This is a genomic window from Stenotrophomonas maltophilia (genome assembly GCF_001676385.1).
GTDB lineage: Bacteria > Pseudomonadota > Gammaproteobacteria > Xanthomonadales > Xanthomonadaceae > Stenotrophomonas > Stenotrophomonas maltophilia_J.
This window is the reverse complement of record NZ_LYVJ01000007.1, coordinates 140,443-162,345: the sequence shown is the minus strand read 5'-3', so window position 1 is coordinate 162,345 and position 21,903 is coordinate 140,443. Positions and strand designations below refer to the sequence as shown.

Genomic DNA, 21,903 nt, shown 5'->3' with positions numbered 1-21,903 from the left:
ACCGCGAACGAACCCAAGAGTTTAAACCACCGCCCCATGTTGAAGCTCGACCGCTACCTGCTGGGCGATTTCGTCCAGAGTTTCCTGGCTACCCTGATCGTCCTGTTGGTGGTCAGCGTGGGCGGCGTGCTGGTGGACATTCTGGGCAATATCGCCGACGGGCGCCTGCCGGCCAAGCTGCTGTTCTCGCAGCTGGGCCTGCAGTTCATCGCCTACCTGCCGCTGATCCTGCCGCTGGCGCTGATGCTGGGCCTGCTGCTGGCCGTGGCCCGGCTGTACCGCGATTCGGAAATGGCGGTGATCACCGCCATTGGTGTCGGCCCCCGGCGCCTGCTGCGGCCCCTGCTGATGCTGGTGGTGCCGGTGGTGCTGCTGGTCGGGGCCTGTTCGCTGTGGCTGGGCCCCTGGGCCGGCCGGGTCGCCGAGCAGATGATCATCGAGGCCAACCGCAGCGTGCTGATGGCAGGGCTGGAACCCGGCCGCTTCACTCCGCTCCCCAACGGCGGCGTGGTCTATGTTTCCTCGATCTCGCCCGATGGCAGCCGCCTGGGCAGGGTATTCCTGCAGCGGCAGAAGGATGATCGGCTTGAAGTTGTTTCGGCCGCCGGTGGCCGCATGTTCTTCGAAGGTGCCCGCCAGCGCTTCCTGGAGCTGGATGACGGCCACCAGCTGGAAGGCCCGGTGGCGGGGGGGCTGGACTATCGCCTGGCGACCTTCGCCCGCAACGACGTGGCGCTGCCGGACGGAGCGCAGACCCGCACCGGCGATGACCCGGAGCTGATGCCGACCACCCGGCTGTTCGGGGATCCCCGTCCGGAAGCGCAGGCGCAGCTGCATCGCCGCCTGGCGCCGCCGCTGATTGCGCTGGCCTTCGCCCTGCTGACCGTGCCCCTGGGCCGCAGTTCGCCGCGCCAGCAGCGCTACGGCCGCATGATGCTGGCGCTGTTGGCCTACATGGTGGGCACCAACCTGATGTTCATCGGCAGTGGCTGGATCGCCAACGGCAGGATCCCGCCGGCGGCGGGCCTGTGGTGGCTGACCTTGCCGCTGTTGGCGTTCGCGATCTGGATGTACGTGCGGGATGGCCGGCTGGGCCGCCCGAAGGGAGCCCGCGCATGAGGCTGCGCCCGATGCGTTTCGACCTGTACCTGGGCCGGTCGGTGTTCACCACGGTGCTGTTGACCTGGGCCGTGCTGGTGGGCCTGGACGTGGTGATGGCCTTCTCCGGCGAGTTCAAGGACATCGGCAAGAACGGGTATTCGCTGGGGCACGCCGCTGCGTGGGTGTTGTACACGGTGCCGCGCCGCGCCTACACGATGTTCCCGACCGCAGCCGTCATCGGTGCGTTGATGGGCCTGGGCCAGCTGGCGGCCACTTCGGAACTGACCGCGCTGCGTGCGCTGGGCCTGTCACGCAAGCGCCTGAGCGTATCGGTGGCGATCGCGCTGTCGCTGCTGACCGCGGTGATGGTGCTCAGCGCGGAAACGCTGGGCCCGTGGGGCCAGGATCGCGCCGATGCATTGAAGGCCAGCGCGAAGTGGGGCCGCGACATCGCCAGTGCGCGCTACTCCGGCTTGTGGGCGCGCGAAGGCGACACCTTCCTCAGCGCAGCCGGCGGCGAAGAGCAGCTGGTGGGTGACAAGGGTACGCGGCTGATCCTGCGCGACGTACGCCTGTACCGGATCGCCGAGGACGGGCGTATTGCCTCGCTGACCCACGCGGCCACCGCAGAGCACGACCGGGACGGCTGGGTACTCACCGGGGTGCGCCGCGATACCTTCGGCGAGCGCTCGGCAACCCGCCAGGAAGCCGCGCGCGAGCCGTGGAATTCGAAGCTGGATGCTGGCGCCCTGGCCAACGGCATCGCCAAGCCGCGCAACCTGAGTGTCGCCGAGTTGCGGACCAGCATCGAATACCGCGAACGCAATGGCCTGGACGCGCGTGATTACGAGGACGTGTACTGGAGCCGCTGGTTCTATCCGGTGAATGTACTGGCGCTGTGCCTGGCCGCGGTGCCGTTCGCGTTCGGTTCGCTGCGCAGCGGTGGCATGGGCAAGCGCCTGTTCCTGGGCATCCTGTTCGCGCTCGGTTTCTGGTTGCTGCAGCTGTTCTTCGGGCGCATGGCCGGCGCACTGAAGTTCGATTACCGCATTGCCTATGCGCTGCCGCCGATCGTGATGCTGGCAGTGTCCGGGTTGCTGTTCCGGCGAAAATCGGGCTGATCCTGATTGTTGCAGAGCCGAAGGTAGCGGCAGGAGCCGCTGCCAACGTCGCTGGCGACGGCCTGAAGGGTGCCGGCCAGGACGGCCGGCATAGCCCACGCTCGGCTGCTTTGCGCGCACCGCCCGCCAGCCGGGCATCGGCTCGGCTCTACACAAGCGCCGCGCAGGATCGGATTGAAAGGTGATGCGTCACCGCTTGGGCATGCGCACCAGGCGGGTGCCGCTGGCGCGGTCGTGCCAGGTCAGCCGTTGGCGGTCGATCCAGGCCCACCAGAATCCCAGTCCGCCCAGCAGCAGTGACAGCGTGCCTACCGCAAAGCGCAGCCACAGCTGGCCGCGCCGTACCGGCGTGCCATCGATTGATTGCACTTTCAGCCGCCACGGCCGCATGCCCAGTGTCTGCCCGCCGCGGCGCCAGCTGGCCGTGGCGTACCACCCGGTGATTACCCAGCACGCCGCCCACAGCAGCCACTGCCAGGCACTGAACGGCGCGATGTTCTCGCGCTGTGCGTGGCCGCTGAAGGTGTAGGCAAGGGTGAACAGCGTACCGGCCAGCATCCACAGCGCCAGCACCGGCAGCGCGTCGTAGACCATCGCCAGCACGCGCCAGGGCAGGAGTGCGCGCGGGCCGGGCATTTCGTTGGCGGCCGCAGGGGCCGTGTCGGTGGCGGGGCGGGACATGCGCCGAGCATACGCAAAGCTGGCCGTGCCCGCAGCGGCCCTCGTATCCTGCACGCATGGCCCTTGTTTCCACCCCCGCCGAGCGTCGCCAGCTGGTCCAGCAACTGCCCGAGCTGCGTGCCGACGACAGTGCACGTATCCAGCGCTTTCTCGACGCGATCTGGGCCGAGAACGGCCTGGCCCGTGCCACCCTGGACAGTTACCGGCGCGACCTGGAGGGGCTGGCGCGCTGGATGGATGGACGCGACGGTGGCCTGGCCGGCATCGAGCGCCCCGGGCTGTTCGACTATCTGGCCTGGCGCACCCGGCACGGCTGGTCGCCGCGCAGCAATGCGCGACTGCTGTCGGCACTGCGCGCGTTCTTTGCCGACAGCGTGCGCCGGGGCGAACGCAGTGAGGACCCCAGTGCGCTGCTGGATCCGCCGAAGCTGCCACGGCTGCTGCCCAAGGCTCTGGCGGAAAGCCAGATCGATGCACTGCTGGCGGCGCCGGACATCGACAGCCCGTTGGGGCTGCGTGATCGCGCCATGCTGGAGCTGATGTATGCCGCCGGCCTGCGCGTCAGCGAGCTGGTGCTGTTGCCAGCGACGGCGGTCAACCTGCGCCAGGGCGTGCTGCGCGTCACCGGCAAGGGCAGCAAGGAACGGCTGGTGCCGCTGGGCGAGGAATCGCAGCACTGGCTGGAGCGCTACCTGCAGCAGTCGCGCCCATTGCTGGTGGGCAAGCGCAAGGTCCAGGTACTGGCGGACGGGCAGGCCCCCCTGTTCGTCGAGCCGACGCTGCATGCACTGACCCGGCAGGCCTTCTGGCACCTGGTCAAGCGCCACGCGCAGGTGGCAGGCATCGATCCAGCGCGTATCAGCCCGCATGGCCTGCGCCACAGCTTCGCCACCCACCTGCTGAACCGGGGTGCCGACCTGCGCGCGCTGCAGATGCTGCTCGGCCACAGCTCGCTGTCGACCACCCAGATCTATACCCTGGTCGCCCGCGAGCACCTGCAGAAGCTGCACGCGCGTCATCATCCGCGCGGCTGAATCCGCGCGCGGTGCCCGACGCGGCTTGGGCCTGCGGCGGGTAGTGCTGTGTCAGAATCCGCAATCTCCTTCTGTCGCGGACCGTTCCATGCTCCGATTCGCCATCGCCGCCCTCTTCGGTGCGCTCAGCCTGACCGCCTGCGCCCAGCCAACGCCTCCGGCTGCCCAGGCACCCGCAGCCAAGCCGGCTCCTGCGGCCAACGGCCCCGCCGAACAAGCCGTACGCGCCGCGCTCAACGAGCTGAACCCGGGCTTCCATGTCGATTACATCGGCGCCGCGCCGTTTCCGGGGTTCCGTGAAGTAGTGGTCTCTGGCCAGCTGCTCTACGTTTCCGATGATGGGCGGTACCTGTTCCAGTCCCAGCCCTACGACACCCATGCCAAGAGCCCGGCCAACAGTGAAGGCCTGCTCGGCTATCGGCGGGGGCTGCTGGCCACGGCCAATCATGGCGATCGCATCGTGTTCGCCGCACCCAACGCCAAGTACACCATCAGCGTGTTCACCGACATCGAGTGCGGCTATTGCCGCAAGCTGCACCAGGACATCGCCGAGCTCAACCGCAATGGCATCACCGTGGAGTACCTGGCATTCCCGCGCATGGGCCTGGGCAGCAAGGACTACACTGACATGATTTCGGTCTGGTGCGCGGCCGATCGCCGCCAGGCGCTGACCACGGCCAAGCGTGGCGGCAGCGTGCCGGCCAAGACCTGCACCAATCCGGTGGCGATGCAGTACGCGCTGGGCCAGCAGCTGGGTGTGAACGGGACGCCGGCGATCTTCGCGCCGGATGGTACCCAGGTGGGGGGTTACCTGCCACCGGCGCAGCTGCGCGCGGCGCTGGACAAGTTGTCCGGGAAGCGCTGATCGCCGCCGACCTTTTCCTGTAGAGCCGAGCCCATGCTCGGCTGCGCAGCCATCAGCCGAGCATGGGCTCGGCTCTACAGGCACGAAGCCGGGGATGCGCGTTGCATCCCCGGCTTTTTCCTTATTTCAGGCCATCACTGACCGCCTTGGTCAGCGTGCCCTGCGCATCGTCACCACTGAATTCCCAGACGAACGCGCCGCCCAGGCCCTGGGTCTTCACGTAGCCCATCTTGCGGGTGATGTTGGCCGGCGTGTCGAAGCTCCACAGCGTGTTGCCGTTGTAGATCCAGGTGGCACCGGCGGTGTTGTCGGTGTAGCCCGGCCACGCCAGGTTCTTCAGCACCTTCCAGTCTTCGATGCCGGCCTCGTAGGTACCCGGTGCGGCGCCGGTGGCGGTCTGGTACAGGCCGTTGTTGGCGCTGCCCACGCCGGTCCAGCCACGCCCGTAGTAGCCGATGCCCAGGTTGAGCTTGGCAGCGGGCACGCCGCGGCTGATGAAGGCCTCGATGGCGTCGTTGCTGTTGTACAGCTTCTGGTCGCCGGTGGACGGATCATTCGGCGAATCGAACAGCGCCGACTGGTGATTGGTCTTCGCATCCCACGCGCCGTGGAAGTCGTAGGTCATCACGTTGATGTAGTCCAGGTAGGGGTGGTACGCGGCCGGATCGGTGACGCGGATCTTGTCGATGCCGGCACCCACCGCCACCGTCAGCAGCAGGCCCGGACGCACCGCATCGAGCTGGCGGCGGAACTCGGCCATCAGCGCGGTGAAGTTCGCGTTGTCTTCCGGCTTGCCGCATTCGATGCCGCAGGCCACCGGGTATTCCCAGTCGATGTCGATGCCGTCGAACACGCCCAGGGCGGCACCGGCGCCGCCGGCACCGTCGGTCACCGGCAGGTTGCCCTTGATGTAGGCATCGATGCACGAGGCGACGAAGGCCTGGCGGTTCTCCGGGCGCGCCGCGCTGGAGAAGCCGCGCGACCAGGTCCAGCCACCCAGCGAGATCAGCACCTTCAGGTTCGGGTACTTGGCCTTGAGCTGCTTGAGCTGGTTCCAGTTGCCGCGCAACGGCTGGTCCCACGTATCGGCGCTGCCGCTGACACTCTCGGCGGCACTGAAGGCCTTGGTGTAGTCGGCGAACGCGTCGCCACCGGCACCGGTGTTCGGATCCGACGGCTGGGTGATGCCCACTTCGCAGCGGTTGTTGCGCACGTTGCCGAACGCGTAGTTGATGTGGGTCAGGCGCGCGGCCGAACCGCTGCTGTCGATGTTCTTGACCCGGTAGTTGCGGCCGTAGATGCCCCACTGGGTGAAGTAACCGATGACCCGCTTGCCGGTGCCGCCCCCGTCCCCGGCCAGCGTAGTGGCGCTGATCTCGGTGCCCTGGGCCGATGCGTTGCCGGCGTTGTCGCGGGCACGCACGCGGTAGCGGTAAGTGGTCGACGCGGTCAGCCCGCCATCCACGTAGCTTGCGCTGGAGGGCGACCCGACCAGGCTGCCGTTGCGGTACACGTCATAGCCGGCCATGCCGCTGCCACCGGTGTTGTCGGTGGACGGGCTCCAGCTGAGCGCGATGCTGCTGGCGGTGCGGGTGCCGACCGCCAGCCCGCCCGGCACGCTCGGCGCGGTGGTGTCGCCGCTGGCGGCGTTGACGGTGATGATGATGGTCGCCGTGCTGGTGGTGGCGTTGTTGTTGTCGGTGGCCACCGCGCGCAGGGTGTGGCTGCCGGTGCTGGCATTGGCCCAACTGGCGCTGTAGGGCGCGCTGGTATCCACGCCGATCGAACTGCCATTGCGGAAGAACTCGACCTTGGTGACGCTGCCGTCGGGGTCGCTGGCATTGGCCGTCACGCTGATCGTGCTGCCGGCGGCAAACGTGGCGCCGTTGGCGGGTGACGTCAGGCTGACCACCGGCGGTTGGTTGGCGCCGCTGCCATCGCAGGCGCCGAGGTTGGTGTAGTAGGGCGCACCGGCCGGATGGTCCGGGGGCGCGTTCCAGATGTCCTGGTTCGCCCGGTAGAGGATGCCTCCCTTCTGGAGGGTGTCGCCGGCCCGGTAGATCTTCGCCTGGTCCCATTCGGCCACGCCGGCACAGCTGGCGGCCTGCGCCAGGCCGGGCAGGGCGGCACCGGCGGCCAGGACAAGCAGCCAGGCCAGGCGGCGGGGACGACAGCTTCGGGTCGAACGTTCGGCACTGCGCACAATCGGGTCGTACATGGGTAAGTCTCCGATCAAAGGGCGCGCGGGCCCCGATGGCGCCGCGCGTGACGCAGGTCCGGGCATCGCCGGGGAAGGCGACGGAGGGGCCGGACGGAGGCACCTGGGAGGCCGGGGAGAGAGTCCGGCGCCAGGTAGGGACAACGTTGTCATCAATCGCGTGGTCAATCCGTGAGCAAGCGCATGGTTCGGGGATTTGGGCGGAGGGCGGCGCTGGCGCGCGGTCGGCGGCCATCGGCGGAGCCCCTCGTGGCTGGTCGGGCGCGAATTCATGGGTTTGGCCGGGTGGGTGGGGGCAGGCGGGGACGCCGTGAACCCGTCCCTGGGGGCTTGGCCGCGGCATCCATGCCGCGGACACCCCGCCTGACCCCACCCACCCGGCCTCTGACAGGTTCCTGCGCAGCCAGCCACGAAAGACAGAACAAAAAATCAAAATCAAAAGCAGAAGCCGGTCGCTTCGCTCTCCAATCCTGATTCCTGAGATTTCCCTGGTTGCCGGCCAGCGGCCGGCACTACCGGGGAGCGTCCACGCATGGCGGCAGATCGCGGAAATCTGTCGGGGGCGGGGCGGTGGGGGCCAGCAGGACCGTTGGCGCCATGGATGGCGCCATCGAGCCCCCATGGGTGAGGGCGCTTTGTTTGCGAAGCACTGCTTCGCAAGCGCCCGAACGCCCAGCCGCCAGCGGCTGGGCCGGACCGCGGAGCGGGGTTTACGGCGTGTCCTGCTGGCCCCCACCACCCCGCCATCCCACGGGAACCCAGCTTTTGCTTGGGCCGTTGACGTTGCCGTTGCTTCGGCTGTTGCCTCGGCGGGTGCCGGGCGCCGCCCGGCCAGAGCCCTTCCCCCGCTTCCGGTACAATGTCGGGCCCGTTTCCCAACTACGGTTCCCCGGACATGATGGTCCTCGAGGGCGCGCCCGCCCTGTCGCCGTTCCGCCGCGAACGTCTTGAATCCCGCCTGCAGTCCATCGCTCCCTCCCTGCGCATCAGTGGTGCCTGGCACGTCTACTTCGTGCAGCCCGAAGGCAGTACCGCCCCCGACCTCACCACCCTGTGCCGCATCCTCGAGGCTGCGCCGCAGGCCGCGGCCGTGGCCGATGGCGCGGTCAGCCGTATCGTGGTGCCGCGCCTGGGCACGCTGTCACCGTGGTCGAGCAAGGCCACCGAACTGGTCCGCGGTGCCGGACAGCCGGTGAGCCGGGTCGAACGCGGCCTGCGCATCGACGCACTGGGCTGGCCGGCGGATGCGGAGGCGCAGCAGGCGCTGGTCAAGGCGCTGCACGACCCGATGACGCAGTCGGTGCTGGAAACCGTGGAGCAGGGCCAGGCGCTGTTCTCGGCGCCGGCGCGGGGTGAACTGGAACGCGTGCCGGTGGACCAGCTGGAGGCCGCCAACCAGCGCCTTGGCCTGGCGATGGCCCAGGACGAGATCGATTACCTGCGCGAACGCTTCACTGCGCTGGGCCGCTCGCCGTCCGACGTCGAGCTGATGATGTTCGCCCAGGCCAATTCCGAGCACTGCCGGCACAAGATCTTCAACGCCAGCTGGACCATTGACGGCCAGGAGCAGGACCGCTCGCTGTTCCGGATGATCAAGAACACCCACCAGCAGACCCCGCAGCACACGCTCAGCGCGTACAGCGACAATGCCGCGGTGATCGAAGGCCATCCGGCCTCGCGCTATCGTCCGGACCCGGCCAGTGGCGAGTATCGCCGTGAGCCGCAGGTGCCCAGCGCGTTCCAGATCAAAGTGGAAACGCACAACCATCCGACCGCGATCGCGCCGTTCCCGGGCGCCTCGACCGGCGCCGGTGGCGAGATCCGCGACGAAGGCGCGACCGGCCGTGGCGGCAAGCCGAAGGCCGGCCTGACCGGCTTCTCGGTCTCGCACCTGCGCATCCCCGAGCTGCCGCAGCCGTGGGAAGCGCCGCGCGCGCTGAACCCGCGCATGGCACCGGCACTGGAAATCATGACCGACGGTCCGCTCGGCGGGGCCGCGTTCAACAACGAATTCGGCCGCCCGAACCTGCTCGGCTACTTCCGCAGCTTCGAGCTGCCGGAAGGCGCCGATCTGGTGCGCGCGTACGACAAGCCGATCATGCTGGCTGGTGGCCTGGGTGCGATCGACCGCATCCAGGTCGACAAGATCCCGCTGCAGGCCGGTGATGCGGTGATCGTGCTCGGTGGCCCGGCGATGCTGATCGGCCTGGGCGGTGGCGCCGCCAGTTCGGTGGCCTCCGGCGAGAGCGCCGAGGACCTGGACTTCGCCAGCGTGCAGCGCGACAACCCGGAAATGGAGCGCCGCTGCCAGGAGGTCATCGACCGCTGCGTGGCGATGGGCGCCGACAATCCGATCAAGTTCTTCCACGATGTCGGCGCTGGTGGCCTGTCCAACGCGATCCCCGAACTGCTGCACGACTCCAATGTCGGCGGCGTGATCGACCTGGGCAAGGTGCCCAGCGATGATCCGTCGCTGTCGCCGATGCAGCTGTGGTGCAACGAATCGCAGGAGCGCTATGTGCTCGGCGTCGCCCAGGAGCGCTTGGCCGAGTTCGCCGCGCTGTGCGCCCGCGAGCGCTGCCCGTTTGCTGCGGTTGGCGTGGCCACCGCCGAGGAACACCTGGTGGTGGCCTATGGCGCCGCGCCGGGCCACACCCCGGCCGACGCGCCGATCGACCTGCCGATGGACGTGCTGTTCGGCAAGCCGCCGAAGATGCACCGCGATACCGCGCATCCGCCGGCGCCGCGCTGGCCGGCGCTGAAGACCGGTGGCCTGGACCTGCATGAGGCGGGCCTGCGCGTGCTCGCGCACCCGACCGTGGCTTCGAAGAACTTCCTGGTCACCATCGGTGACCGCAGCGTCGGCGGCCTGACCGCGCGCGAGCAGATGGTCGGCCCGTGGCAACTGCCGGTGGCCGACGTGGCAATCACCCTGGCCGACTTCGATGGCGTGGCCGGCGAGGCGATGTCGATCGGCGAGCGCACGCCGCTGGCGCTGCTCGACGCCGCAGCCTCTGCGCGCATGGCGGTGGGTGAAGCGCTGACCAACCTGTGCGCGGCCCCGGTCGATGCGCTGGATGAGATCAAGCTGTCGGCGAACTGGATGGCCGCGGCCGGCCATCCGGGCGAAGACGCACTGCTGTATGACGCGGTGAAGGCGGTGGGCATGGAACTGTGCCCGCAGCTGGACATCAGCATTCCGGTGGGCAAGGACTCGCTGTCGATGCAGGCGCAATGGCATGACCAAGGCGAAGCGCACAAGAGCGTGTCGCCGGTGTCGCTGGTGATCTCGGCATTCGCGCCGGTCGCCGACGCACGCCAGCAGTTGACCCCACTGCTCGACCGCGAGGTCGACAGCGAGCTGTGGCTGATCGGCCTGGGTGCCGGCAAGCAGCGCCTGGGCGGTTCGATCCTGGCCCAGGTACACGCCGACCACGGCGATCTTCCGGCCTTTGCCGGCGCCGCCCCGGACCTGGATGACCCGCAGCGCCTGCGTGGCTTCTTCGAGCTGATCCGCGATGCGCGCCAGGCCGGCCTGCTGTTGGCCTACCACGACCGCAGCGACGGCGGTGCCTTTGCCGCGTTGTGCGAAATGGCCTTCACCTCGCGCCTGGGCCTGGATATCGCCCTCGATGCCTGGGGCGATGATCCGTTCCGCAGCCTGTTCAATGAAGAGCTGGGGGCAGTGGTGCAGATCGCGCGCGAAGACCGTGCCGCCTTCGCCGACCTGGTCGAGCGCCATGCACTGACCGAATGCGCGCAGCGCATCGCCAGGCCGACCACCGCACCGGTGGTGCGGGTATCGCTGGGCGGCGAGAACCTGGCCGAATGGCGCTGGGAAGCGCTGTTCGACGCCTGGTGGTCGGTCACCCATGCGATGCAGAAGCGCCGCGACAACCCGGCCAGCGCCGACGCCGAGCGCGAGGTTGCCCGGGCCTTCAATGCCCCGGGCCTGAAGCCCAGGCTCAGTTTCGACCTCAACGAAGACGTGGCGGCGCCGTTCATCAGCACCGGTGCGCGTCCGCGCGTGGCCGTGCTGCGCGAGCAGGGCGTCAATGGCCAGATCGAAATGGCCAATGCCTTCGAACGTGCCGGCTTCCGCGCCTTCGACGTCCACATGAGCGACCTGATCGAAGGCCGCGTGGCCCTGCAGGACTTCACCGGCCTGGTGGCCTGTGGTGGCTTCAGCTATGGCGACGTGCTCGGTGCCGGCCGTGGCTGGGCAACGTCGATCCTGGAGCGCAGCGCGTTGCGTGATGCCTTCGCCGCGTTCTTCGCGCGCGAGGACAGTTTCGCGCTGGGCGTGTGCAACGGTTGCCAGATGATGAGCCAGCTGAAGAACATCATTCCTGGTGCCGAGCACTGGCCGCAGTTCCGCCGCAACGCCAGCGAGCAGTTCGAAGCCCGCACCGCGCTGCTGGAAGTGGTGGAATCGCCGTCGATCCTGCTGCGTGGCATGGCCGGCTCGCGGCTGCAGGTGGCCGTGGCGCACGGTGAAGGCCAGGCGGTGTTCGACAATGCCGTCGACCAGGCCGCCGCCCGCGTTTCGCTGCGCTACATCGATGGCAACGGCAACGTGGCCAGCCAGTACCCGCTGAACCCGAACGGTTCGCCGGACGGCATCACCGGCCTGACCAGCAGCGACGGTCGCGTCACCATCATGATGCCGCACCCGGAGCGCACCCCGCGCGCGCTCAACCTGAGCTGGGCGCCGGCCGAATGGCAGGGTGACTCGCCGTGGATGCGCATGTTCCGCAATGCGCGGGTGTGGTGCGGCTGACCGCATCGCGCCGCGCAGGTGTCAGTGCCATCGCGTATGGAAAACCCGCCGCTGCGTCGGCGGGTTTTTCTTTGCGCGAATGAAATGCGTGCCAGGCCCGCTAGTTACATCCATTTTCATGCGTCGGCACTTCGTCACGCATGCATAACAAAAATCCCTATTAAACAGGCGAAAGGGTGAACTGCTTCACGGCGCTGTCATTTGCCGCGTCAAAGTCTTGACGATCTGCAAAGTTGCCGTTAACACTTGGGGCCCGTTTCAGAAACATTCATTTCGCAGTAACCGGTTGACGCATGCGCTCGGTTGTCTGTCGCTGCGCGCCGCTCGGCATCACCCCGCAGTAAATCACGCGAACAAGCGCCCCCAGGGGACGCTGGGCTGGAAAGCCCAGCGGTGGCGTTGCTTTGCCTAAAACCAGTCCACTCAGGAGCCGTACCGATGAATCGGATTTATCGCAAGGTCTGGAACAAAGCATTGGGTCAGTTGGTGGTGGCCTCGGAACTGGCCTCCTCCGACAGCAGCAATGGTCCGGTCATCGACCAGCGCCGTGCTGGGACCCGGGTGACGCCCGCGACATTGGCGGTGGCACTGGGCTTCGCATTGGGATGGGGCATGGCCGGCAGCGCCGCCGCCCAGTCGGTGCAGATCGGCGGCAATGCCACCTGCCTGACACTCAGTGGGAAGTTGCTCGACAAGTGCCTGGTGGAAGGGACAGCCAGCGCAAAGGGCAGCAACGCAGTTGCGATCGGAGGCAACAGCAGCGCGAGCGCAGCCAACAGCGTGGCGCTCGGCGCCGGCTCGAAGGCGACGCGTGCCAACACGGTGTCTGTCGGTGATGCCGGCAAGGAACGGCAGATCACCCATGTCGCTGCCGGCACCCAGGCCACCGACGCGGTAAACAAGGCGCAGCTGGATGCGCAGGCGCGTGCGACACAGGCCGCGCTGGCCGACGTGGCCGCAGACGGCAGCCGCTATTTCAAGGCCGACGGGGCAGGTGACGACAGCGACGCGGCGAAGATTGACGGGCAGGGCGCCGTAGCCGCCGGCGCCGGCGCACAATCGTTGGCCAATGCCACGACCGCCATCGGTACGCAGGCCATTGCCGCAGGCCTCGGCGCCAGCGCGTTCGGCCAGGGCGCCTTGGCGATGGGCGATGCCAGCGTGGTGGTTGGCCAGAGCGCGGCAGCGTTTGGCCTCGGTGACACCGCCGTCGGCGCCAGCGCGTACGCCGCCAGCGAGAACGGCGCGGCCACCGCACTGGGCGCCTTGTCCGAAGCCTCGGCCGATGGCGCGACTGCGGTCGGCGGCGGTGCGGTCGCGATGGGCCCGGGCAGCACCGCGCTGGGCCGGGGGGCCATCGCCGCCAACGAAGCTTCGATCGCGGTCGGTGCGTTCAGCACCGCCGTGGGCGAGTACAGCGCCGCGCTGGGTTCGAACTCCGCAGCGGTTGCCACCGGCAGCGTCGCGCTGGGTGCCGGCTCACTGGCCGATCGTGTCGATACTGTCTCCGTCGGTGCCGCCGGATACGGCCTGACCCGGCAGGTCACCAGCGTCGCTGCCGGCACCGAAGACACGGATGCGGTCAACGTCGGCCAGTTGAAGGACGTCAAGGCCGTGGCCGACGCCACCGCCAAGCGTTTCCAGGCCAATGGCAGCAGTGATGATGCCGGCGCGCTGGCCGAAGGCGATGAGGCGCTGGCGGCGGGCGAGGCGGCCAATGCGATCGGCAACGGCGCAACCGCCGTGGGCGCCGGCGCCAATGCCGTTGCACAGAACGCCACCGCCGTAGGCAGCGACGCACTGGCATCGGGCCAGAACAGCGCGGCGTTCGGCCATAACGCGCAGGCCAATGGCCCGGGCAGTGTCGCCGTGGGCGGGGCCGCCGTGGACGCGGATGGCAATCCGCTGATCACCAGCGGCGGCGTGCCGGTGGAAACCGGCGCCACCAGTGCCGGTGTCGGCGGTACCGCGGTGGGCGCGAGCGCAGATGCCGGTGGCTTCGCTGCATCGGCCTATGGTGTCGGTGCCTATGCGGGCGGCGCGCAGTCGTCCGCGTTCGGTGCGGTGGCCAATGCGATCGGTGATTACTCCACCGCGCTGGGTACGCAGAGCAATGCCACCGGCACCAGCAGCGTGGCCATCGGCGGCCCGGCCGACCTGATCCCGGGCCTGGGCTTCTTCGTGCAGACCCAGGCCAGCGGCGAAGCGGCTACCGCCGTCGGCGCCGGCGCCATCGCCAGCGGTGACCGTGCGGTGGCCAACGGCAGCCTGACCGAAGCCTCCGGTGCAGAGGCCACCGCCGTCGGCTACTTCGCCTATGCCCCGGGCGAAAACGCCAGCGCGCTCGGCGCGCAGACCTGGGCCAGCGGCGCACAGAGCACTGCCGTGGGCTACTACGCCACCGCACGCGGGGCCAACAGCGTCGCGCTTGGCGCGAATTCCGAAGCGGTGCGCGCCAACAGCGTGGCCGTGGGCAGTGCCGGCAACGAACGGCAGATCACCAGTGTGGCCGCGGGCAGTGAAGCCACCGATGCGGTGAACAAGGCCCAGTTGGATGCAGTGGCCAGCACCGCTGACAGCACTGCGCGTTTCTTCCAGGCCCAGCCGGAAGCAGGCAGCGATGCCGGTGCACTGGCCGAGGGTGAGGGCGCCATCGCCGCCGGTTCGTCGAGCAATGCGATCGGCGCCGGCGCGGTTGCGCATGGCGCAGCGGCCTCGGCCATCGGCGATGACGCCGTGGCGGTGGGGCGCAACAGCAACGCCACCGGCAATGGCGGCGTCGCCGTCGGCGGCCTCGGCCAGGCCTACGACGAGTACAACCAGCCGATCATCGGTGCAGACGGCAAGGCACAGCAGGTGGGCACCACCGCCGTCGCCGATGCAACGGCGGTCGGCAGCGGTGCGCAGGCCACCGGTGCTGCCAGCAGCGCGCTCGGCAACGCGGCCAAGGCCAGCGGAGACAACAGCTTCGCTGCCGGCGGCAAGGCCCGCGCGACCGGCAGCTACGCGGTCGCAGTCGGTGACAGCGCTTTCGCCAGCAGCGACGACAGCACCGCCGTCGGTGGCTACAGCTGGGCCACCGCCAGTGGCGCCAGCGCGTTCGGTTCCGGTGCGTGGGCGACGGCCACCAACGCCTCGGCGTTCGGCAATGCGGCATGGGCCAGCGGCAGCGGCGCGACCTCCATCGGCTACAACAGCTGGGCCAACGGTGCCAGCTCCACTGCGGTCGGCCGGGGTGCCTTCGGTTATGGCGACAACAGCGTGGCGCTCGGCTTCCAGGCGCTGGGCAACAGCATCAACAGCATCGCCATCGGCACCAACACAGTGGCTGGCGGTGAGAGCGCGATCGCACTGGGCGCGGGCAGCGCTGCCAGCGGCAACAACGCCGTGGCGCTCGGCGCCGGTTCGGTGGCCAGCCGCGATCGCAGTGTGTCGGTCGGCAGCGCTGGCAACGAGCGCCAGGTGACTCATGTCGCCGCCGGTACCCAGGCCACCGATGCGGTGAACAAGGCGCAGCTGGATGCCGTGGCAAGCACGGCCGAAACCACCGGCCGCTTCTTCCAGGCCAGCGGTAACGGCGGGACCGAGGTCGGTGCACTGGTTGAAGGAGACAACGCGCTGGCCGCCGGTGACGCGGCCAACGCCGTCGGCAACGGTGCCACCGCACTGGGCAGCGGTGCCAACGCGCTGGCCGACAATGCGCAGGCGCTGGGCGTCAATGCCCTGGCCAGCGCCGCCAACGCCAGCGCGGTAGGCGCCAACGCGCAGGCGACCGGTGAATACGCCACCGCCCAGGGTGCGGAAAGCGAGGCCAGCGGCGAACAGAGTGCAGCGTTCGGTGCCGCCAGCATCGCCAGCGGTGCCGGCAGCACTGCCAGTGGTGTGCTGTCCGAAGCGTCCGGTGAAGAGGCCGTGGCAGTGGGCTACTTCAGTAACGCCAGTGGCAGCGCCGCCACTGCGGTCGGCAGCGAGAGCGTGGCCAGCGGTACCGCGTCGGCTGCCTTTGGCATCGGTGCCGAGGCGACCGGTGGCTACAGCACCGCCATCGGTGGCTATGCGCAGGCATCGGCCTTCAACGCTACCGCCTTCGGCAACTTCGCCAACGCTTCCGGGTCCAACAGCGTGGCGCTGGGCGGCGACTCCGAAGCGTCCGGTGCCTACAGCACGGCCACCGGCCAGGGCAGCCTGGCCACCGGCACCAACAGCGTTGCCGTCGGCGGTTCGCTGTTCGGCGTGCTGGCCACCGAAGCATCGGGCAACTACTCCACCGCCGTCGGTGGCGGCGCATGGTCCGGTGGCATCAACAGCACCGCACTGGGCAACGCGGCCGAATCGCGCGCTGCCAACAGCGTGGCGCTGGGCGCCGATTCGATCGCGGACCGTGACAACACCGTATCTGTGGGCGGGGGTGGCAACACCCGCCAGATCACCAACGTGGCCGATGGCACGCAGGGCAATGATGCGGTCAACAAGAACCAGCTCGATGCCGTAGCCGCAGCAGCGGAAAAGACCGGCAGGCAGTTCCAGGCCAGTGGCAATGCCGACGGTGAGACCGGTGCGCTGGTCGAGGGCGACAGTGCGCTGGCGGCAGGTGACGCCGCCAACGCGATCGGCAACGGTGCCACCGCACTCGGCAGCGGCGCCAATGCGCTGGCCGCCAATGCCACCGCCGTCGGCATCGATGCGGTGGCCACCGGCAGCAACGCGGCGGCACTGGGCAGCACGGCCCAGGCCACGGGCGAAGACAGCCTCGCGCTGGGAACCGGCGCCAGCGCCAGCGAACTGGGCGCGAGCGCCGTGGGGGCCCGTGCACAGGCCAGTGGTGCGTACAGCACCGCAACCGGCACCGAATCCAACGCCAGCGGCACGCAGGCATTGGCCAGCGGCTTCCGCAGTGCCGCTTCCGCCGATGGCACCACCGCCGTCGGTGGCTATGCCGAAGCCAGCGGTCGCCTCGGCACCGCATTGGGCTACGGCTCGGCAGCCAGTGGCGCCAACACCACCGCGGTCGGCTTCGGTGCCGCTGCCGCCGGTACCGGCGCGGTGGCGGTGGGCCAGTCCAGCGAGGCCAGCGGCGCCGAGAGCGTCGCCATCGGTGGCAGCACCTTCTTCGGCCTGATCCCGTCGCGCGCCAGCGGCACCGGCGCGGCGGCATTCGGTGCGGGTGCGTGGGCGACCGAGGACTACGCCACCGCGATCGGCTGGAATTCGTGGGCGGATGCAGCCGACGCCACCGCACTGGGTGCCAGTGCGACCGCCAGCGGGTTGAACAGCGTGGCGCTCGGCGCCGGCTCCAAGGCCGAGCGCGACAATACCGTGGCGGTGGGCACGACTGGCGCCGAGCGCCAGGTGACCCATGTGGCGGCGGGTACCGAGGCCACCGACGCAGTAAACAAGGGCCAGCTCGATGCCGTGGCCAGCGTCGCCGACCAGACCAGCCGGCAGTTCCAGGCCAGCGGCAACGGCGATGGCGAAGCCGGTGCGCTGGTGGACGGTGACAACGCGCTGGCGGCTGGCAACGCGGCCAACGCCATCGGCAACGGTGCCACCGCGCTGGGCAGTGGTGCCACCGTGGTGGCCGCCAACGCTACCGCAGTGGGCATCGACGCCCTGGCCAGCGGCGAACAGGGCGTGGCCATCGGCAGCGGGGCCAGCAGCACCGCAAGCGGCGCGGTCGCGCTGGGTGCCCAAAGCAGCAGCGAGGGGGGCGCCAGCGTTGCGATCGGCGCGCAGTCGCAGTCGCAGGGAATCGGAGCCACCGCAGTCGGCGGCATTGCCCAGGCCGCCGGCCTGGCGGCCACTGCGGTGGGTTATGGCGCGATCGCTGACGGTCGCGAGACCACGGCGGTCGGCAACTTCGCCCAGGCCAGTGGCTGGCGCGCGACCGCTTTCGGTGCAGGCGCCAGTGCCGGCTTCTTCGGCACCGCGCTGGGCAGCGCCGCGCAGGCCGCCGATGTCTCCACTGCCGTGGGCCAGGGCACCATCGCGCAGATCGCCGGTGCTGGTTTCGGTGTACAGGCCAAGGCCGGTGAGTACGGCACCGCGCTCGGCAACAATGCCGCCACCGGGTTGAACGGCGTGGCGGTCGGCTTCAATGCGCTGGCCGGCCAGGATGCAGCCAGCATCAGCGGCGGCCAGTTCACCACGGCCATCGGCAGCGAAGCGTGGGCGACCGAGGACGGGGCCACCGTGGTCGGCTACAACAGCTACGCCCAGGCCGCCAACGCAACGGTGGTGGGCAGCAACACCTGGACCACCAAGGACGCCAGCAACAGTGTTGCGCTGGGTGCAGGCACCCTGGCCGACCGCGCGAACACGGTATCGGTGGGTGCGGCCCAGGACTGGGTCGACGCGGCCGGCGTCACCCATCGCGCGATGGATCGGCAGATCACCAATGTGGCCGCGGGTACCGAGATCACCGATGCGGTGAACAAGGGCCAGCTGGATGCAGTGGCGGCCACCGCCGATGCGGTCGGGCAGCGCTTCAAGGCCAACGGCCCGGGTGCTGCCAGTGCCACAGGCACCGATGCCGTGGCGATGGGCGGCAATGCCAACGCCAGTGGCAGCCGCAGCAATGCACTGGGCAGTGGTGCCGTTGCCATCGGCAATGCCGCCGTGGCGCTGGGTGCCAACAGCGGCGCTACCGGCAACAACTCGGTGGCGCTGGGTGCGGGTTCGCGCGCACTGGAGGCCAACGTGGTCTCGGTGGGCGGCGGCAACGGCACGGCTGGTCCTGCCACGCGCCGTATCGTCAACGTGGCCGACGGCCGCATTGCGGCCGGCAGCACCGATGCGGTCACCGGGTCGCAGTTGAACGTCACCAACCAGCGCGTGGGGGCGGTGGAAACCCGCGTCGGTGACTTCGACTCGCGCATCGCCAGCGTGGAAACCACCACGGCCAGCGCGGTCGGCTATGACGATGCCAGCCGTGACCGGCTGACCCTCGCTGGCGTCCAGGGCACCACCATCGACAACGTGGGCGCGGGCAGTATTGCAGCCGGCAGCCGCCAGGCCATCAACGGCGGCCAGTTGTTCCAGACGCTCAGTGATGCCGCCAGCTTCCTCGGTGGCGGTGCCAGCGTCGGCATGCAGGGCGTGTTCGTGGCCCCGAACTATGTGATCCAGGGCGCGACGTACAGCAATGTGGGTGATGCACTCGGTGCACTGGACCGCAAGGTCAGCGAGATCGACCAGCGTACGGCGGGTGCATCCCGTTCCCGCACCGCCGGCCTGCGCGCGATGGCGGCATCGCCGGACGATAGCGGCGCCAGCCAGGCTGCTGCAATGGCCAGTGCCGATGCCGCACCCAGCCTGGCAGCCACCGGCGGCACGCAGGTGCAGGGAGTGCCGACCATCGCCGCGGCCAGCGGTGCGGGCATTCCAGTGGGCACGCCTGCGTCGGGTCTCAACGCGGTCGCCATGGGCGAAGGCGCGGTCGCCAGCGGTGCCTCGTCCACCGCCATTGGACAGGGCGCGACGGCCAGCGCTGCCAACGCCGTCGCGCTGGGCCAGGGCTCGGTTGCCGACCGGGCCAACACGGTATCGGTCGGCAGCGAAGGCAACGAACGCCAGGTCACCAACGTCGCCGCCGGCACCACTGCCACCGACGCCGTCAACAAGGGCCAGCTGGACCGTGGCGTGGCGACGGCGAACAGCTATACCGACAGTCGCGTGCAGGCCGTCGCCGACAGCTTCGACGTGTTCAAGGGGGAGATCGACGGGCGCCTGCGCCACATGGACCGTCGCATCGACCGCCAGGGCGCGATGAGCGCGGCCATGCTCAACATGGCCACCAGTGCCGCCGGCATCCGCACCCAGAACCGGGTCGGCGTCGGTATCGGTTTCCAGGGCGGTGAATCGGCGCTGTCGCTGGGCTACCAGCGTGCGATCAGCGATCGCGCCACGGTCACCTTCGGCGGCGCATTCAGCAGTGACGACAGTTCGGTCGGCGTCGGTGCCGGCTTCGGCTGGTAATCCGCTCGATCGCGCCGGCGGCCACCCACGCCGGCGCAGCACCTGCAACGAGGGCCTGGGGGGAGGTCACGGCAATCCCGGCTGGGCCGGCCGGGAGTCGTCAAGGAATGATGGCCGCAGTGTTGGTTCGATCCATGACCCAGATGAGGAATTCGACGTGATCAAGAAGCAGAACCTTCGCATCAATGTGCTTGCCGCCGCCGTGCTGTCACTGACCGCCGCCGGTGCTGTCCACGCCGCCGGGCTGCCAACCCATGAGCCGGTGCGCCAAGCCAGCACCGCAGAGCCGGGCACCCAGCGCATCATCGTCAAGTACCGTGCCGGTACCGCTGCCGCCGTGGACCGCTCGGCGAAGCTGTCCACCGTGCAGTCGGCGCTGACCCGCGCCAGCCTGTCCGGTGGCGCCAGCCGTGCCAGCACGCTCGGCCCGCAGGTCGTGCGCCGGCTTGGCGTCGGTGCCGACCTGATCCGCCTGCAGGGCCGTCTGGCGCCGGCCGAACTGCAGCGTGTGCTGAAGGAACTGAAGGCCGATCCGGCGGTGCAGTACGCCGAAGCGGACGTGAAGCTGCGGCGCACGGAACTGCGTGCGGGTGATGTGCAGCCGGCGCTGGCACCGAATGATCCGTACTACCAGCAGTACCAGTGGCACCTGCACAACGCCACCGGCGGCATCAACGCACCGGCGGCGTGGGACGTGTCGCAGGGCGAGGGCGTGGTGGTCGCGGTGCTCGATACCGGCGTCCTGCCGCAGCATCCGGACCTGGCCGGCAGCCTGCTGGAAGGCTACGACTTCATCAGCGATGCCGAGACCTCGCGCCGTGCCACCAACGATCGCGTGCCGGGCGCGCAGGACTATGGTGACTGGGTCGAGAATGACAACGAGTGCTACACCGGCTCGGTGGCCGAGGACAGTTCCTGGCACGGTACCCATGTGGCCGGCACCGTGGCCGAGCAGACCAACAACGGCGTCGGCATGGCCGGTGTCGCGCACAAGGCCAAGGTGCTGCCGGTCCGTGTGCTGGGCAAGTGCGGTGGCTACCTGTCCGATATCGCCGATGCCATTACCTGGGCGTCGGGCGGCACCGTGGCTGGCGTACCGACCAATGCCAATCCGGCCGAGATCATCAACATGAGCCTGGGTGGCAGCGGCAGCTGCGATGGTACTTACCAGGATGCGATCAACGGCGCGATCTCGCGCGGTACCACCGTCGTGGTGGCCGCCGGCAACGAGACCGACAATGCTTCCAAGTACCGTCCGGCGAGCTGCGATGGCGTGGTGACCGTGGGGGCCACCCGCATCACCGGTGGCATCACCTACTACTCCAACTATGGCACCCGCGTGGACCTGTCGGGTCCGGGCGGCGGCGGCAGCGTCGATGGCAACCCGGGCGGCTACATCTGGCAGACCGGTTCCGATGCCGCCACCACGCCGGCGTCGGGCAGCTACAGTTACATGGGCATGGGGGGCACCTCGATGGCCTCGCCGCACGTGGCTGCCGTCGCGGCACTGGTGCAGAGCGCGTTGATCGCCAAGGGCAAGGATCCGCTGGCCCCCGCCGCGATGCGCACCCTGCTGAAGGAAACCGCACGTCCGTTCCCGGTTGCGATTCCGACTGCCACCCCGATCGGCACCGGTATTGTCGATGCCAAGGCTGCGTTGGCCAAGGCGCTGGAAGAACCGTGCACGGAGAACTGCGGTCCGGTGGCCACGCCGCTGACCAACAAGGTCGCCGTGCCTGGCCTGTCGGGTGCTGCCGGCAGCACCCGCCTGTACAGCTTCGAGGCGGTGGCCGGCAAGCAGTTCAGCGTGATCACCTACGGCGGCACCGGCAATGTTTCGGTGTACGTGGCCGAGGGCCGCGAGCCCAGCGCGGGTGACAATGATGGCAAGTCGACCCGGCCGGGCACCTCGGAAACGGTCCGGGTGAACAAGCCGGCGGCGGCCACCTACTACATCAAGGTGGTGGGTGAAGCGGCCTACAGCGGCGTGAGCATCCTGGCCACGCAGTAAGCGCTCGGTGTCGTAGTTGAACGGCCGGAGCCCGTCACTGCGTGTGACGGGCTTCGTCTTTTTACGAAAGGTGGCGGCGGAGCGGCGGAAATGACGGCTTAACTGCTAAAGTCAGGCC

The 21,903-nt window shown here is 69.1% G+C and carries 9 protein-coding genes; 7 read left to right on the top strand and 2 right to left on the bottom strand.

The annotated features are described in order from the left end of the window. Positions 1–36 precede the first annotated feature (36 nt). Both lptF and lptG read left to right on the top strand, forming a co-directional pair. Positions 37–1,119, top strand: a complete 1,083-nt coding sequence (gene lptF, locus A9K58_RS10735; protein WP_065199349.1) for an LPS export ABC transporter permease LptF — start codon at positions 37–39, stop codon at positions 1,117–1,119. Continuing rightward, positions 1,116–2,222 (top strand): LPS export ABC transporter permease LptG, encoded by a 1,107-nt coding sequence (gene lptG, locus A9K58_RS10730; protein ID WP_065199348.1) that lies wholly within the window; start codon positions 1,116–1,118, stop codon positions 2,220–2,222. The genes lptF and lptG overlap by 4 nt, the downstream gene beginning before the upstream one ends. A 189-nt stretch (positions 2,223–2,411) precedes the next feature. On the opposite strand, the gene A9K58_RS10725 is transcribed toward lptG, so the two are convergent. Next, positions 2,412–2,903: an RDD family protein gene (locus A9K58_RS10725; RefSeq protein ID WP_065199347.1), complete on the bottom strand. Its 492-nt coding sequence runs from the start codon at positions 2,901–2,903 to the stop codon at positions 2,412–2,414. 56 nt (positions 2,904–2,959) lie between these two features. On the opposite strand from A9K58_RS10725, the gene xerD reads away from it, so the two are divergent. Next, entirely contained in the window at positions 2,960–3,937 is a 978-nt protein-coding gene (gene xerD / locus A9K58_RS10720; protein ID WP_065199346.1) for a site-specific tyrosine recombinase XerD, read from the top strand. An 88-nt stretch (positions 3,938–4,025) separates the two neighbouring features. Then, complete coding sequence (locus A9K58_RS10715; protein WP_065199345.1) at positions 4,026–4,802, top strand: DsbC family protein; 777 nt, start codon at positions 4,026–4,028, stop codon at positions 4,800–4,802. Between the two features lie 121 nt (positions 4,803–4,923). Here the strand turns inward: A9K58_RS10715 and A9K58_RS10710 are convergent, their stop codons facing one another. Continuing rightward, complete coding sequence (locus tag A9K58_RS10710) at positions 4,924–7,020, bottom strand: glycosyl hydrolase family 18 protein (protein ID WP_065199344.1); 2,097 nt, start codon at positions 7,018–7,020, stop codon at positions 4,924–4,926. Between the two features lie 895 nt (positions 7,021–7,915). Between A9K58_RS10710 and purL the strand changes: the two genes are divergently transcribed. The 3 genes from purL (at position 7,916) to A9K58_RS10695 (ending at position 21,785) form a co-directional block, all read left to right on the top strand. Then, positions 7,916–11,800, top strand: a complete 3,885-nt coding sequence (purL, locus tag A9K58_RS10705; RefSeq protein ID WP_155760477.1) for a phosphoribosylformylglycinamidine synthase — start codon at positions 7,916–7,918, stop codon at positions 11,798–11,800. Between the two features lie 438 nt (positions 11,801–12,238). Continuing rightward, the gene (locus A9K58_RS10700; RefSeq protein ID WP_065199342.1) at positions 12,239–19,774 is read left to right on the top strand and encodes an ESPR-type extended signal peptide-containing protein; all 7,536 of its coding nucleotides are present in this window, start codon (positions 12,239–12,241) and stop codon (positions 19,772–19,774) included. A gap of 157 nt (positions 19,775–19,931) precedes the next feature. Further along, positions 19,932–21,785 carry a S8 family peptidase gene (locus A9K58_RS10695; RefSeq protein WP_065199341.1) on the top strand — a complete coding sequence of 618 codons (1,854 nt, stop codon included), beginning with the start codon at positions 19,932–19,934 and terminating at the stop codon, positions 21,783–21,785. The last annotated feature ends 118 nt before the right edge of the window (positions 21,786–21,903 follow it).